The 14874-nt window shown below is 59.7% G+C and carries 13 protein-coding genes and 1 pseudogene; 10 read left to right on the forward strand and 4 right to left on the reverse strand.

Going from position 1 to position 14874, the window contains the following annotated elements:
- Window positions 1-149, reverse strand: a 149-nt coding sequence (locus AC1DQR_RS32840) for an acyl-CoA dehydrogenase N-terminal domain-containing protein (protein ID WP_477109571.1), incomplete at its 3' end; no start/stop codon positions are given.
- A gap of 323 nt (window positions 150-472) precedes the next feature.
- On the opposite strand from AC1DQR_RS32840, the gene AC1DQR_RS32845 reads away from it, so the two are divergent.
- The gene (locus AC1DQR_RS32845; protein WP_416046728.1) at window positions 473-2101 is read left to right on the forward strand and encodes a 3-(methylthio)propionyl-CoA ligase; all 1629 of its coding nucleotides are present in this window, start codon (window positions 473-475) and stop codon (window positions 2099-2101) included.
- A 9-nt stretch (window positions 2102-2110) separates the two neighbouring features.
- Here the strand turns inward: AC1DQR_RS32845 and AC1DQR_RS32850 are convergent, their stop codons facing one another.
- Window positions 2111-3082: an AraC family transcriptional regulator gene (locus AC1DQR_RS32850; RefSeq protein ID WP_477134537.1), complete on the reverse strand. Its 972-nt coding sequence runs from the start codon at window positions 3080-3082 to the stop codon at window positions 2111-2113.
- A gap of 190 nt (window positions 3083-3272) precedes the next feature.
- On the opposite strand from AC1DQR_RS32850, the pseudogene AC1DQR_RS32855 reads away from it, so the two are divergent.
- A pseudogene (locus tag AC1DQR_RS32855) lies at window positions 3273-3694 on the forward strand (IS6 family transposase); the annotation flags it as partial.
- Window positions 3695-3782: 88 nt separating this feature from the next.
- Here AC1DQR_RS32855 and AC1DQR_RS32860 read toward each other — a convergent pair.
- Complete coding sequence (locus AC1DQR_RS32860; protein WP_416046729.1) at window positions 3783-4256, reverse strand: NfeD family protein; 474 nt, start codon at window positions 4254-4256, stop codon at window positions 3783-3785.
- A 398-nt stretch (window positions 4257-4654) separates the two neighbouring features.
- Here AC1DQR_RS32860 and AC1DQR_RS32865 point away from each other — a divergent pair, with 398 nt between their 5' ends.
- Window positions 4655-5038 (forward strand): hypothetical protein, encoded by a 384-nt coding sequence (locus AC1DQR_RS32865; protein ID WP_477134498.1) that lies wholly within the window; start codon window positions 4655-4657, stop codon window positions 5036-5038.
- A gap of 159 nt (window positions 5039-5197) precedes the next feature.
- On the opposite strand, the gene AC1DQR_RS32870 is transcribed toward AC1DQR_RS32865, so the two are convergent.
- Window positions 5198-5515 carry a hypothetical protein gene (locus AC1DQR_RS32870; RefSeq protein ID WP_477134499.1) on the reverse strand — a complete coding sequence of 106 codons (318 nt, stop codon included), beginning with the start codon at window positions 5513-5515 and terminating at the stop codon, window positions 5198-5200.
- Window positions 5516-6566: 1051 nt separating this feature from the next.
- Here AC1DQR_RS32870 and AC1DQR_RS32875 point away from each other — a divergent pair.
- The 7 genes from AC1DQR_RS32875 to AC1DQR_RS32905 all read left to right on the forward strand — a co-directional run bounded on the left by AC1DQR_RS32875 (window position 6567) and on the right by AC1DQR_RS32905 (window position 14385).
- Window positions 6567-7202 (forward strand): helix-turn-helix domain-containing protein, encoded by a 636-nt coding sequence (locus AC1DQR_RS32875; RefSeq protein ID WP_477134500.1) that lies wholly within the window; start codon window positions 6567-6569, stop codon window positions 7200-7202.
- Between the two features lie 359 nt (window positions 7203-7561).
- Complete coding sequence (locus AC1DQR_RS32880; RefSeq protein ID WP_477134501.1) at window positions 7562-10765, forward strand: DUF4214 domain-containing protein; 3204 nt, start codon at window positions 7562-7564, stop codon at window positions 10763-10765.
- Between the two features lie 805 nt (window positions 10766-11570).
- Window positions 11571-11876, forward strand: a complete 306-nt coding sequence (locus tag AC1DQR_RS32885; RefSeq protein WP_477134502.1) for a hypothetical protein — start codon at window positions 11571-11573, stop codon at window positions 11874-11876.
- A 399-nt stretch (window positions 11877-12275) separates the two neighbouring features.
- A complete protein-coding gene (locus AC1DQR_RS32890; RefSeq protein ID WP_477134503.1) occupies window positions 12276-12551 on the forward strand; it encodes a hypothetical protein in 276 nt (91 codons plus the stop codon).
- 170 nt (window positions 12552-12721) lie between these two features.
- Entirely contained in the window at window positions 12722-13045 is a 324-nt protein-coding gene (locus tag AC1DQR_RS32895; protein ID WP_477134504.1) for a hypothetical protein, read from the forward strand.
- 132 nt (window positions 13046-13177) lie between these two features.
- Complete coding sequence (locus tag AC1DQR_RS32900) at window positions 13178-13402, forward strand: hypothetical protein (RefSeq protein ID WP_477134505.1); 225 nt, start codon at window positions 13178-13180, stop codon at window positions 13400-13402.
- The gene (locus tag AC1DQR_RS32905; RefSeq protein WP_477134506.1) at window positions 13402-14385 is read left to right on the forward strand and encodes an acyltransferase family protein; all 984 of its coding nucleotides are present in this window, start codon (window positions 13402-13404) and stop codon (window positions 14383-14385) included. Before AC1DQR_RS32900 ends, AC1DQR_RS32905 begins: the two co-directional genes overlap by 1 nt.
- Window positions 14386-14874: the final 489 nt, after the last annotated feature.

Genomic DNA, 14874 nt, shown 5'->3' on the forward strand with positions numbered 1-14874 from the left:
TGTTCGTTGAATTTGGCTGCCTCGTCGAGCACCGCCTGCGCCGTCTCCGGCGTGGCGTCCTCGAAGCCAGGCAGCTTGCTGACTGCGTCAAGATCAGCCAGTTCGTTCATCACGAACAACATGTCCTTGAGCGGGGCACGGTAGGTCATTTTTTGGGGACTCCATTTTGGGGACAGGGCGCGGTGCATCTGGCCGGATGCCGGCACTGCATGGTCTGGGTACCGGATCGTAGCGCCCGCCGCGTCATGCGGGAATAACCAAACCTGCCCATTCATTGACAAAACCTGCCGCTTTGCGTCGCGCGGGTCGCCTGCCATGCACCCCAGTTCGATTGGCCGGATTTGTCACTAGTTCGGCCATTCCTGTCAGTGCCGGAGGTGGCGGGCACCTCTAGAATGCCTCGCAGCCGGCGTCGCCATGACCGATGAATGCAACCGGCATAACGACAAACCGCCTGTCAGGAGACAAGACTATGGACCTGTTCGGTCAGATGATGTACGCGCCTTTGCAATTGTCTGCGCTGCTGGAGCAGGCGGCGCGGCACTCCGGCACGGTGGAAATCGTATCCCGGCGCGTCGAGGGCGACATTCACCGCTATACCTACGGGGACTGCCATGTCCGCGCCATGCAACTGGCCAATGCGCTGACGGGCCGCGGCATCGTGGCGGGAGACCGCGTCGGCACGCTGGCGTGGAACGGCTATCGCCATATGGAGCTGTACTATGGCGTGACCGGCATTGGCGCGGTTTGTCATACCATCAACCCCCGCCTGTTCCCCGAACAGATCGCATACATCATCAATCATGCCCGCGACCGCGTGGTCTGCTTCGATGCCTCCTTCCTGGGCCTGGTCGAGCAGATCGCGCCGCAATGTCCTCATGTCGAGTCATGGGTCATGCTGTGCGACGCCACCAGCCTGCCGCAAGCACCGGCGCTGCCGCTCGAAAGCTACGAGGCCCTGATCGGCGGGCAGCCCGGCCATTTCGACTGGCCCCGCCTGGATGAGCAGCTGGCGGCAGTGCTTTGCTACACCTCCGGCACCACCGGCAACCCGAAGGGCGTCTTGTACTCGCACCGTTCGCTTTGCCTGATGGCCTATGCCTCGGCGCTGCCGGACGCGCTTTGCCTGCGTGCGTCGGACTCCGTGGTGCCTGTCGTGCCGATGTTCCACGTCAATGCCTGGGGGCTGCCGTTCTCCGCGGCGCTGGTCGGGGCGAAGCTGGTGCTGCCGGGCCCGGCGCTCGACGGCGCGTCCCTGTCGGCGTTGTTCGACCAGGAAGGCGTGACGGTGTCGGCCGGCGTGCCCACGGTCTGGCTCGGCCTGGCCGACCATATGCGCCGCACGGGCGAGCGCTGCAAGAGCCTGGAGCGTGTCATTGTGGGCGGCGCGGCATGCCCGCCGCAACTGGCCAAGGCGCTGGGCGAACTGGGCATCAAGTCAGTACACGCCTGGGGCATGACCGAGCTGTCGCCGGTTGGCACTGTGTTTTCGCCCTCGCAGGGCTTCGCGCAAAAGCCGGAGCAGGAGCGCGCGCAGCTCGAGGCCAAGCAAGGCAGAGTCGTGCCGGGTGTCGAGATGAAGGTCGTCGACGCCGATGGTGCCGAGTTGCCATGGGACGGACGCTCGGCGGGCGACCTGATGGTGCGCGGCCATTGGGTCGTGGAGCGCTACTTCGGCATGGAGGAAACCTGCCTAGAGAATGATGGCTGGTTCGCCACCGGCGATGTCGCTACGATCGACGCCGACGGCTATATGCAGATCACGGATCGCAGCAAGGATGTGATCAAGTCCGGCGGCGAATGGATTTCCTCGATCGAACTGGAAGGCATCGCCGTTGCGCATCCGGAGATCGAACTGGCGGCCTGTATCGCCTGTGCCCATCCCAAGTGGGACGAACGCCCCCTGCTGGTCGCGGTAAGGCGCGCCGGCAGCACACTCGATGCGCAACAACTACTGGCCTTCTATGAAGGCAAGGTGGCCAAGTGGTGGATCCCGGACGATGTGATGTTCGTGCCGGAACTGCCGCTGACCGCGACCGGCAAGCTGCATAAGCTGGTGCTCAGGCAGCGTTTCGGCACCCATTACAGCGGTGCCGCCTAGCCGGGCCGCTCAGGCCATGCCGCGGTACGCCTTGGGCGTGCTGCCGGTCCAGTGCCGGAAGGCGCGGTGGAACGCGGTCGGGTTGTCAAAGCCGACGTCATAAGCGATTGCCGCGATGGCATCGGGCGAACGCGTGAGCCGCTGGATCGCGATATCGCGCCGGACGTCGTCCTTGATCGCTTGGAACGTCGTGCCTTCGTCCGCAAGCCGGCGGCAAAGCGTGCGCACGGAATAGTGCAGGTCCTGGGCAACCACTTCCAGCGTCGGCATGGCGGGAAGGCAATCGGCAAGGAATTGCCTGACCCGGTGGCAAACCATCTGGTCGGCAAAGGAGACGAAGATCCAGTCTTCCGGGGCGCGCGCCAGGAATCTCTGCAGGTCGGGCTTGCGTTGCCGCACTGGCATATCAAGGTAAGCCGCCTCGAAACGCATACGTGTCTGCGCGCTACCGAACTGAACCGGCCCCGGAAAGAGAAAGAGGTAGTCCGTTGCGTGCGCGGGACGCGCAAAATCGAACTCCGCCGCGATCAGCGGGATCCGCTTCCCAACCAGCCATGAGGCAATGCCGTGCACGAGCTTCATGATAAGTTCGCGGCCGAGTTCGGTCACGCTGGGGCCCGCCGGATCCGCCTCCATGGCAACCCAGCCGCCTTCGCCGTCGCGGCCCGAATCCAGGCGGAAATCATCCAGGATCAGGTGGAAGAACTGGCCGAACCGGTGCAGCGCGACTTCCAGCCGCGGGGCGTCGAGCAGGCTCAGGCACAGGTATTTCAGCGTGCCGTTGCGCAAGGGGCGGCTGAAAATGCCCGGCATTTCGTCGTCCAGTTCGGTCGCGAGCAGGCGGTAGAGCGTGGAGAACTGCTCCTCGGTCACGCGGGAGCCAGGGCGGCGCAGCAAGCCGTGGGGGATGCCGGAACGCTCCGCCAGCCGCTCAATGGCGGCGGGATCGGCGCCCGACAGGAAGCCGTTGACCAGCGAAATGGGAACCGTGCCAGAAATATGACTCAAGGGTGCGTCGACGTCCGGACCGCAACGTCATTTCCGGTGTGACCAGGGGGCAATTATTTTGTCATAAGCTGGACTGGCTCGTCACTTTTTTTGGCTTTCCGGCGATGAGGGCGCTGCTTGCCTCGCTCCCTAACTGCGACAGAGCCTGCTATCTCGACAAATCCAGTGGAAGTACTTGTACCGGGCCGTGGACAACGCGGGCGACGCGGTCGATTTTCTGTTCCGAGCCAAACGGAATACGGCGGCGGCCCGGCGCTACTTCGAGAAGGCCATCGACCAGAATGGCGCCCCCGGTGACCATCGACAAAAGCGACGCCAATCTGGCCGGGCTGCACGCGATCAACGCACAGCGCGAAAGGCACATCAGGATTCGCCAAGCCAAGTATTTGAGCAACATCGTGGAACAGGACCATCAGGCGATCAAGCTCCGCACCCGACCCATGCTCTGTTTCAAAGTGTTTCGCTGCGCGCGGATTCTACTGGGCAGCATCGAGGTAATGCATATGATCGTGAAAGGACAGATGAAGTACGCTCGCGGCACCAATCCGTCCGCAGCCCGACCAGTTCTACTCGTTGGCGACATAAGCAGTCCTCACCACATCAATCCAGCTCGCTTCAGCCGCCTTATGACGACAAAGCCGCTGCGCATCCACATTGCGTTGCACGCGACCGCCTAGCCTGCCGACCGGGACCGACGCCAACGCCTCTTCGGCCAGTAGCGCTTACCGAGCGGGGTGACAAGCAAGTGACTCTCTTTCACCTCGACCACCCGGTAATCTCCCGCCCGGTGATGATGGCCGAGCACAAGGCTTACGGGCCACGCTCGATTTTGATATTCAACGAGCGTTTCGCCGTACTGGTTCCAATGAGCTATGTGAACCATATCGCCATCGTCACTGGCAACATTGTGGGTAGCTTCCTCGTAGCGGAGCAGTGCCGCATCTGATCCAAGAACAGAAGAGAGCCAGCGCGCAAGCAGGAAGAAGGCAGCAGCTGCCACAATGGACCACATCGGCCCCGCATCAAGGACGGCGGCAACGCCCCCAACTATTGCCGCCACAGTAACGCAAATGAAGAACCCAGAGAGAGTAATAATCTCCAACAGGAACGACAGCAGCCCGATGGCCGCCCACACGGTGACATCCATAGCACCCCCTACCATTGGGTGTTTTGTTTTTTCTGTTTTTATAGTAGTCGCGGCGGCCAAGGCCGCGTTTGATGTGAAACAAGGAAGTGGAGACTCATGCAGCCCTACCCGCCCGAACTCGTGGATGCCGAGCCGCAGGCGAAGGCTGCCGAGTAGAGGTCCCGCACGGAACCCAATGGCGGCCGGGCACCGTGCCATGGTTGCGCCATCACAATGATCAACAACGGTATGCGGATGAAGCGAATCCTCGCTGTAACGCCGATGGCTATGTCCGGTATGGCCTGGGCCACTCTGCAGATGGCAGAGGTCGTGATAATCGACGGCGAGCCGACCGCGCTGCTCGCTGAGCCACTCGCTCCACTACTCGATCGACCAGAGGTCGCGAGCGGCCTACTCAGGTGGGTACCAACCTATGTACCGCTAGCTGGCGCGGCTATCAGGGAACCTGGGAGATCCGGGACGATGCTTTGTATTTGGTCAAGCTCAGCATTTCGCCCTGTCACGATCCCAGGGAGGTGCCGCTCGACACCATCATTCCTGATGCAGCAGCACCTTTGAAGGCGACCTGGTTCTCTGGCGACCTCACGATTCCCATGATCACGAGGCGCAGGCATTGGCATCTGGAAGAAGGGTTCCTGCTTGAGCGCTACGAATTGGTCACGATTGCCGAGGGTGTGGTGAAGGAACGCAGGACCATTGAGCGGACAAGAGGAGTGCAAGGTAGCGCTCAAAAAGCCGCTGACCAATCCGAAGGAAAGCCTGCTGTACCTGTCCAGCAGTGAGGACCGGAAGTGGCTTAGCGACAATACGCCGAAGCTGGAAGGCGTCGCCGGGAAGCGTGTGGGCAGCCTGTACTGGGACGGTACTCGATCGCGGGACTGGGTGAATGTCAAGCGGCCGGGCGCGGCACCGGTGCTTCGGTTCCAGCGGTAGCACCTATGTCAACGAGACTTTCCACCCAACCGCTCATGCAGATCCCTCCAACCGACAAACAGGACCAGGATGAAGTAGATCCAACCTAGGACGACAAGAGCCCATAGTAGCCAGAGGGTGCGTTCTTCGGTTGGGTGCGTGGCTTTCCATGTGTAGCCTATTGCAGCCGACAACTGCGGGACGGCAGTCAGCAGGGCAACAAGCCAGATCAGCCGACTGCGTAACACTCGGAAGATAAGGCCTCGTTTCACAGAGTTGGCAGCCACCATAGGCTTCACCATCCAACCGTGCAACGTGCGCAGTTTCTCGGCAACAGCTCGCAGCATGAACTTTCCTAGGCATATCGACTGAGATGCTGGATTTTACGTCCGCGACTTAGGGTAGCTAGCTCGCCGCGCCGCTGCATTCAGCGAGTCAAAGGCCCGCTCACAGGCTTGGCTGGCGATGCTGGCTGGTCAGCGTTTCGCACGCTGACCAGCCCGGCCGAGCACGTCGGTGAGCATTCCGATGGGATCTTCAGTTGCCTGGCCTGCGCTGGCAGGGCCTGGATTCCCGGCGGCGCCAAGCATGCCCACCGATTTGCCCCATGCTGGCCTCGGATCGCTCATGCCATCCTGATCTGTGCACTGCAGATCTGTGATGGGCGTCACTGCATCAGAGACCGTCGATCCATATAATTGACCTCGCTAGCAAATTGACCCTTCTAGCAATTCCCGCAACGCCGAGCTCCAACAAAGTTCGGCGTCTTTTTTTGCCTGCGCTCTCTACGATCCCCGCTGACGCTAGAAATTGTGATGGAGGACACAGCAAGCCCGCCTATCGTCGCTTAAATTGAAGTTGTCGGCGGCTCGCTGACCTGGACGGCCCAAGAGAGGTCAAACGTCCCAACGCCCCAGTTGCGCAGTGATGGCACTGGGGCGTTCCATTTCTTGCGCACGGCCAAAAGCTAGTCGCCCCCCCCAAAATCTGGCCGCACTGTCATAGTCACCCTGCGCCAGCGCATCTGCCACCACGCACGGTGTCACCAGCGCACTATCGAGCGCCGGAAGCTTACTTGGTCGCATCAACGGCGTCGAGCAGCTTGCGCACCCAGCACAGACAAGCCAACACCTGGATGGTACTGCCCAGATCGGATTGGGCGTCCTACAGCAAGATCAGCACCCCGGCGCCGGACCGTTGAAGGTTCCCCGGCGCGCAATCTCTAGCACAGCCTGCTGCCGTTGATTCTGCCCCGGCACACTCCGAACGTGATTCTTGTCACAGCACCAATTCGCGAGACTCTGTACCCTCGGCGTAAGGAATCGCACATAGGTCCACAATACCCTGGCCTAAACGGTAGATCGACGCTCGCTGATTGCAACCACTCCACGGCTCAGCATGAACAAAGTTGAATACACCGAACGTGACGGGCAGCGCTTTGCCCTTGTCCCGGCCGACGACTGGGAAATCCTCAGGGAGTACAGCGAACGATTGCTTCCTGTCGGGCGCGCCGGTAGCGCGGCAACCGAAGCCGGGACGCCACACTTTGTTCTCTTGGCTCTGCTGTCGGGAAATTCAAGACTCAAGGCATGGAGACGATACCGCGGACTGCTCCAGAAAGAGCTAGCGGATAGGGTCGGCGTAGCTCGAAACTACTTCACGATGATCGAGTCCGGCGGGCGGGAAGGAAGCGCCCAGGTCTGGCAAAGCATCGCAGCAGCTTTAGACGTTCCCATCTCGGTGTTGATGGAGGGAGTCTCAGTTTCAGATGCGCACACAGCTCCCAGGCGAGACGACAAAGCCGAACTAGCTAAGATGAGACAGCATGTCTATGCGCAGGCGGAGGAAAGGAATATCTCTCTCATCCGTGCCTGGCGACTGCAACTCAATCTCACACGACGGCAAGTGGCGGAGCGAATGGGAGTGAAGGAAGCAGCGATCGGTAAGATTGAATGTAAGCCCCATATTCGACTCTCCACAATTCGGCGCGTCGCCAAGGCCTTAGCAATTCCCGTAGAGTACCTGATACCCTAACGCAGCGTCAGAAACAAAACCAACTCGCAGCAGTCCCGTCCGCCCTCCGTCATGACGCACGATTTTTGTGAGTGCCGTCACAAATCACACCGCCCCCCTGGTTCGGTGCGTCCATGTCCCTCGGATCCAACACAATCCGCATCTCGAATGCTGTCGCGCCAAGTTGTGACCGCGCTCACTGCGAAAGGCATTCCAAATCCAGATACTCCCATCCACACGCAATTCGCGTGTCGCGGACTGCACCGCGAATAGCACGTGCTAGTGCCACAGCCTGAAACGAGATCTGGACTTCAACTTGCCTGGAGGCAGTTGCAGATCGAATTCCAGATCGTTTGTTTTTACCTCCTAGGAGTTACACCATGGCAGCATCGCAATACTACGATCAGGTACAAAAGGTCTACATCGCCTACTACGGACGTCCGGCAGATCCCGTCGGCCTGGAATTCTGGGCCACCAAGTTGGACGGCGCCGCCGGCAACCTGAACGCCATTATTGACGCCTTCGGCAACTCCGCTGAGTCGAACGCGCTATATGGAAACCAGTCCTTTGAGGCCAAGGTCAACGCAATTTACCAACAACTGTTCAATCGTGAAGCTGACACCTCAGGCTTGCTCTTCTACACGGGCCTACTGTCGGCACAGCCGCCAAAGGCAACCTTGGCCAGCATCGCCCTGGACATCCTGAACGGCGCCATCGGTACCGATAAGACGGCAGTCGAAGCCAAGCTGGTTGCGGCCAACGGCTTCACCGATGCACTGGACACCACAGCAGAGATCCTGAAGTACAGCGGCGACTGGGCTGCTCAGCAAGCGCGCGACTGGCTGCACCCCGTGACCCAGCCCGGCCAGGGCGGCGACCCGCAGACGAAGATCGACCACATCGTGGCCGGCCCCGATCCGATGCCTGTGGGCAGCGTGCTGACCACCGCCATCGACACCGTGGCGCTGGCCGCCGGCGACGTCGTGCGCGGCGGTACCGAGACCCTGACCCAAGGCGACAAGATCACCGGCCCGGGTTCGGTTGAACTGAGCCTAGCTTCGAAGGCAGACCTGTATTCCGGCACCACCATCACCGGCGCCAGCAAGGTCACCATCAAGCCGACCGGTGACGTGTCCATCACCACCAAGGACTGGACCGACCTGAAGCAAGTTCAGATCGAGAAGATCAAGGGTGACGTGAGCCTTCTGGACTTGCAAGGCGCCAACACCCAGTATGACTTGGTCGACGCCATCAACGCCGACGACAAAATTACGCTGAACTTCGATGGCCAGAACATCAAGGGCAAAGCCGCCAACGTGTCGGTCAAGGAAGTCAACGCCACCGTTGAAATCAATACCGACCCGAACTTCGACGTCGAAACGATCAACCTGAAGATCAACGACGACAAGGCTGGCTTCGAGTCGAATCTGACCGACCTGATCGGCGACGGCACCAAGACGCTGAACATCACCGGCGGCCAGGCCGGCCTGAGCTTTGGTATCGTCGGTGCGCTGGATTCCACGCTGACCACCATCGACGCTTCGACGGTTGCTGCCAACCTGCACCTGAACATCTCCGAGTCCGACCAGGACGTGAATGTCAAACTGGGTTCGGGCAATGACGTGCTGAACGTCGGCGACACCCTGCGCACTGGCGATGTGATCGACGGTGGTGCTGGCGCCGACAAGATCATCGCTTCGTTCAATGCCAACAGCACCGTTGGCGAATCGAACCGCGCGCCGACGATCAGCCGCGTCGAAACCCTAGATGCCACCTTTGTGAACTCGGTGCAATTGTATGGTACCAACATTACGGATCTGGCCACCATCGACCTGCAGAAGTCCAGCGGCCGCGCCGATTTCAACGACTTCAAGAACGACCTGAAGACCCTGAACATCAAGGGCGATCTGGCACAAGGCGTTGAAGTGGACTACAACGGCGAAGGCTTGACCACCCTCGACATCAACATCGAAGGCAAGACCGCCGCGATCGGCAACGCTGGCAACCCCGCCGGCATCCGCGTCATCAACGCCGACAAGGTGACGCTGAACCACAACGGCACCGAAAGCGTCACGATCGCCAGCGGCCTGCAAGTCGACGAGTCCTTCTCCGGTCGTTATACCAAGGACCTGTCGATCACTAACAACTCGGCTGGCGACCTGACCGTGCTGGCCAACAACGGCCAAAGCAGCGCCATCATCGACGGCAACACCGTCGAGCGCCTGACGATCAAGTCGACCAACGTGGGCGACATCCGTCTGGGCGATGAATACCACAGCCTGATGGCGCGCGCCGCCAACCTGCAGCATCTGGTGGTGCAGTCGTCGACGGCCAGCGACATCACAATCGGCCAAGTGGGCAATTGGAAGGCTGCGGGCGATCTGGAAACGGTCAAGATCGGCGCGGGCATCGCCTCTACCGTGACCTCCTGGGGCATCGATGCCGCAGACTGGAATGACAAGAGCGCAACCGTCACGAGCATTGACGTAACCGCAGCCAACTCGGCACACGTACATTTGAACGGTTCCTCTGGCAACCAGTCCCTGCTTGCAGATAGCGCGACCAGCACCTACGGCGGCAACTGGCTGGAGGCAGCATCAGTCAATCTGCTGAACGTCAAGGTTGATGCGCAAGCATCGGTGGACGGCAACGCCGGCGGCACCGCGCACGGGTACGGCCTGGGCTACGGCGGTAACGATGTCTTCAATAATTACGATCACCTCGTCCGTCTCGATCTGAACGCTCAAGCTGGCGCCGATAGCAAACTGATCCTCTCCGGCGCCGGCAGCGTTACGGGCTTCGCGTTCGCTGACGAAACCATCTCGACGATCGATGCGTCTGGCCTGAAGGGTTCGGGCGTCAAGATCATCGCCGAGTACGCCGGTGCCAAGGGCTTCACCTTCCTCGGCTCGAACCAGGGCGATACCGTCTACACGTCCAACGGCGCGAGCGTGCTGAAGGGCGGCAGCGGTAGCGACTGGTTCGTAGGCGGTGACGGCAACGACCAAATCTTCGGTGGTGCTGGCAATGACTACCTGTACGGTGGCGCCGGCAACGACAAGATCGACGGCGGCGACGGAGACGACTTCATCGCAGGTGGTCTGGGCTCGGACTGGCTGACCGGTGGCGCAGGCGCGGACAAGTTCTACTTCAACTTCGACTCGAACCACTTCGGCGAGGCAGGCAAGTCGACGCGCGTGGACCTGAAGCAAGACTACATCACCGACTTCACCTTCGGCGAAGACAAGATCGAGATCGACGTGAGCAACCCTGGTTTCGTGAATGGGCATTTCTCGATCCAGATCGTGAACGGCTCGAATCCTGGCACCATCTACACTGGGAATCCGCTCGATATCTTCCCGGAGATCGTTGCGCGCGTGGGTACCTACAATACCGACGGCACGTTCAACTACAACTCGAGCGGTTCCGACGTGCAACTGTTGTTCCGCAACGAAGGCCAGTCGTTCAGCCCGCTGGACGCCAACGGCAATAATGCCTTCAATCTTGCGGATCACGAAATCGCCCTGCTCGGCGCTGCCAACAAGCTCGGTAGCATCGCAGCTTCGGACTTCTCGTGGGTCTGATGCAGGAGTATTGAACTGTAGATAGTAGTAAGGGCCGGCCTTGTGTCGGTCCTTTTCCTGAGCATTCCCCTCATAGAGGAGCGGCAAAGGAAGCACGGCAATGGCGATCTCATTTCCTGGATTCCTGCTCTTCGAAGCCCTGTGGCTTCTACCCTCTTTGCTAGGTATTTTTGGCCATCCATGTCGGCAAACCATACGCCTACCTGGCTCTCATTCCGCTGAATGGCCCACTACTCTGCATTTGGATCCTTGCTACCGGCCCCTGACCCATCAGATCCAAGCCGGTACGTTTGTACGCATAGCAAGCGCCGTTGCCAATGCCGACCCTGAGCGCTCCACGAATCGCTATATCGGAAGATGTGCCACTGATCACGGAATTTGAAGTGTCCGACGACTAATATCCAGTTGCTGATGGTCCCCGCCATCGGTTTTCACCCGCCAGAATCCCCCGGTTCTGGCTTTTTTTGCTATGACTACCCCCAACTCGCTTTGCTGGTCTTGGTGCCGCCTTCTAGACAGTCCTCCCGTCGGGGTGCTTTTGCGTTTTGCTCAGACACTAAGTCACCACCTGTGACCGTCATCATTACAAGCGACACCACCTAGACTTAGAATCGAGCCGCTAGCAACTGCCCCCGCGAACGTAGGCAAGAAGCTGTTTGCATGCCAAGCCCACTCCGGGCTTGGCTGTTTTTGCTGAGCACTCCGGTGCGCCAGCTACCCGCCACCTGCCACCAAGGACTGCTGCCCTCTCGCCCACTCCTGCAGCGATCTCAGTCGCTCGGCGACCTTATGATAGCTGCCGTAGTTGGGCGCCGCGCCCGCCAGCATCTTCGACGTGCTGAGCGGCACGGCTGGGAAAGGCGGTCGGCCCGCGCATGTGCGCGCCGAGCAGCCGGCGGCACAGGGACTCACAGATGCGCGCATTCTGGAAATTGCAATGGGCCATTTCAAGCCCGGGCATACCGTGGCGGCCGAGAAGAACTTCTTGGCTTGCGTGCGTGACATCCCCGCCCAGGCCGCGCCGCAACCGATCGCATTGCCTGAAAAGGTGTTGCTACCCGATGCCGAATACGGTCGACCTCCACGGCCGCGTGGTCCGGTTGCGGTTTGAGGACAAATCGCAGGGGGTAGATTTTGCCGATGACTTGATGCTGCCCTCGCCCGCGGGCAAGGCACTCCCTCCGAACGTCGAGTTCGCCGCTCCCCCGGCACCTGTCAGCGGGGCGGTGCGCATCGCCGGCGCGAAACTCTCCAACATCGCATTCAACCTCGCGCAGCATGTGGGTGAGCCATTGTCCACTGACCGGGTGCGTAGCATGGATGAATCGCGCCGTGAGTGGGATGCTGCGATTCATACCACCCAGTCCGCCCCCTCAATGAGGCCGGCAGCGAGCCGGTCGGCTACTTCGTGAAGACTCGCGTTTCGGCCCGTGGATTGAAGTCGAGAATGCAAAGGAAGGCGCCCAACCTCTCTACGCCGCCCCGCAACCGAGCGCCAAGGCGCTGACAGATGAGCAGATCATCGCCCTTGCTGACCGTGGCGAACAGCCGCAGCGGCCGGAACACGATCTGGAAGCGCCTGATGGGCTACTGCGGGACAGTTGCAGAAGAGCGGGGTGTCACGTTCAGCCGCTTCACGCTCGCGGACATGCGGCCCAGCGCGGTGACCGATCGGAAGGAGGAAGGCGACGACCGGATTACGGATGCCACCGGCCACGCCGGCGGCAAGATGGTGGCCAAGATCTACGACCGGCGGCGGGTCAGCAAGGTGCGGCCGACAGCCTGAATTTGTTGGAACTTGACGAAAATGACCACGTACGGGCGTCGGATCAATTACGTTTGGGCATTCGTACGAGCCATACCATAACTGTATATCCATACAGTTAACTCAACTATCTGCGCCTGACTTAGGGGCACTCTTATACTGGATATCCACACAGTGTCAGTGAGAGAGACATGTTCGCCTGCGCCCCCGATACCGTCTATCTATATAGCCAGACCCACGGGGCCGCGCGTTTGACCATCCACTGCCCCCACCTCACCATCGACGATCCACTGCTCACGGCCGACACTTGGAACGCCGAGGTGAAGGCCGCCGCCCAGGCCGCCGGCGCGACCCTCACCCTGAACGGCATCGACACAGCAGCGATCATGGCGCTCCCGTGGACAATCGACCGCTTGGCGTTCAACTACCAGGGCGCTTCGCTGAGTTTCCAGCTCGCCCACAGCATGCCCCCCCGCTCAATCCGCCTTCCACTACTTGGTCCGCTCTATGACTGATCATAGAGTACAGCGGTCAACCCGCGAGCTACCCCGAGCCCCTGCCCGTGTGACAACCGTCACAACGTCGTGGCGCAGCATGCATTATTTTTGCGTAAAACCATTTCGCCTCAAAATAGGAACGGGAGAAGCATGCTCGCCATTCAGTCGTCGAAGACCGAAACGAAGGTACTCGGCGCCCATTTGGGTTCGGGGCATATCGAGTCGCTGGACTGCCCACGCGGCATCAGCGCGTTGCTGGTGATGTTTTACCACTACCGCGAGCTTCTGAACGACATAATTCCGAATATCGGGAATACGATATTTGAAAATGGCCGGATAGGGGTGGACGTTTTTTTATCCTATCTGGCTTCGTGATGTACGCGACGACACAGAGAAAGGAGAATCAGCTCCTCCTACCGTTCCTGATCAGGCGCGCCTTTCGGGTGATCCCACTCGCGTGGCTGTTCATTACTATCGTTTTCATCGGGAATGGCACTGAAGATCGACACGACTATCTTCTCAGCCTGCTCTTCATTCCGCTATCCAATACCGATGCGCCATTCTTTGGCTACAACCTACTGTCGCCCGGCTGGACGCTCAGCTACGAGCTCTGGTTTTATGTGATGTTCGCCATCGGCATGCTTGTTTCGAAGTCCCACCGCGGGCTCGCAACCGCGGCCGTGCTCTTCGCCTGCGCATTCGGTATCCAAGCGATGTGCCATACTTCGCTCTGCATTGATGCTTATACAGCGGCAACGCTCTCCGCCCACTCTCCGATCCCTTCACAGGTAATCAGTGAGTTGAGCAACCCGTTGTTTCTCGAATTCCTCTTTGGAGTCGCACTCGCTTATCTTTACGAAAATTTTCGCACGTCGTGGCTCGCAATGAGTGAGAAGATTCGGATCGGTGCACACCTAGTTCTCATCGCTTATTTTTTGTCCCATTTCCTCTCTGGATATGCCATGGGGCACGGCCTGACTCGAAAGGGACTCGCTGCAGCAGCGCTTTTTAGTGTCTATCTATGCAGCGATTTCGACGAGCTGCTCGGCAAGGCGAAGGCTCTTGTTCGGGGGCCAGGCGGAGCGTTCGCATTCCTTGGCCGAATTTCATTCAGCCTCTACATTGTCCACGAGCCGCTGCATCAGTTCGTTGCCCGCATCCCCGTCCTTTCGGAGCTTTACCGGCTGGAGGGAGGAATTGGTAAGTTCGTAACCCTAAGCACCTTCTCCGTAGTTGCCGCATATGTACTATTTCACCTGATCGAGCAGCCCACGCAGCGCCTCGGGAATTATCTGATCGCGCTGACGCTTTCTTGCGGGTGCGACTGTCGGCAACTGTTTAGGCAATCGGTCAACTAAGGAGTCCAAATGATAAATAAGGCAAGAGGGGCGATTTCGAGTTTCCTCTGTGCTGCTGGCCTTGCTATCGTAGCCGCACCCGCAATCGCACAGTGGAACGCTGAAGGTGTCATCGCGACGAGCAATCTATACAGTACCGCTCTGACTTCACCAAAGGCAGCGTGCGCGAATTTCGCGACCGCGAAAATTATTTCGTGTGTGTATCTCGACTGGAGCGGGTCGTCTACTCGCCAGAACATCTACGAGAGGAGCTCGACAGATGGAGGGGTCACGAAGCCGGAGCAATGTGCAGTGTCGGCAAACCTGATCGGCTAGTGGTCAATGGTACTCCGGTCCCGCATAAGTGGCTTTTGTAACTCTAAATCGGGAGTAGAGCGGCCGTTCATTGAGGAATAGCCGGCATTGAAGCCTCCAAGCGGTGACGGGCGCGGACGACTCCTCCTGGCCGAGGCTGTGTGAAGACGCCAGTACATCGCCTAAACTGAAGCA

Source organism: Cupriavidus sp. 05L411, assembly GCF_056398045.1.

Excerpts from the sequence above, each read along its gene's own strand:
- AC1DQR_RS32845 (WP_416046728.1), top strand. The coding sequence starts at position 473 with ATGGACCTGTTCGGTCAGATGATGTACGCGCCTTTGCAATTGTCTGCG.
- AC1DQR_RS32860 (WP_416046729.1), bottom strand. The coding sequence starts at position 4,256 with ATGGATGTCACCGTGTGGGCGGCCATCGGGCTGCTGTCGTTCCTGTTG.
- AC1DQR_RS32870 (WP_477134499.1), bottom strand. The coding sequence starts at position 5,515 with ATGCTGCGAGCTGTTGCCGAGAAACTGCGCACGTTGCACGGTTGGATG.
- AC1DQR_RS32875 (WP_477134500.1), top strand. The coding sequence starts at position 6,567 with ATGAACAAAGTTGAATACACCGAACGTGACGGGCAGCGCTTTGCCCTT.
- AC1DQR_RS32880 (WP_477134501.1), top strand. The coding sequence starts at position 7,562 with ATGGCAGCATCGCAATACTACGATCAGGTACAAAAGGTCTACATCGCC.
- AC1DQR_RS32890 (WP_477134503.1), top strand. The coding sequence starts at position 12,276 with ATGAGCAGATCATCGCCCTTGCTGACCGTGGCGAACAGCCGCAGCGGC.
- AC1DQR_RS32895 (WP_477134504.1), top strand. The coding sequence starts at position 12,722 with ATGTTCGCCTGCGCCCCCGATACCGTCTATCTATATAGCCAGACCCAC.
- AC1DQR_RS32900 (WP_477134505.1), top strand. The coding sequence starts at position 13,178 with ATGCTCGCCATTCAGTCGTCGAAGACCGAAACGAAGGTACTCGGCGCC.
- AC1DQR_RS32905 (WP_477134506.1), top strand. The coding sequence starts at position 13,402 with ATGTACGCGACGACACAGAGAAAGGAGAATCAGCTCCTCCTACCGTTC.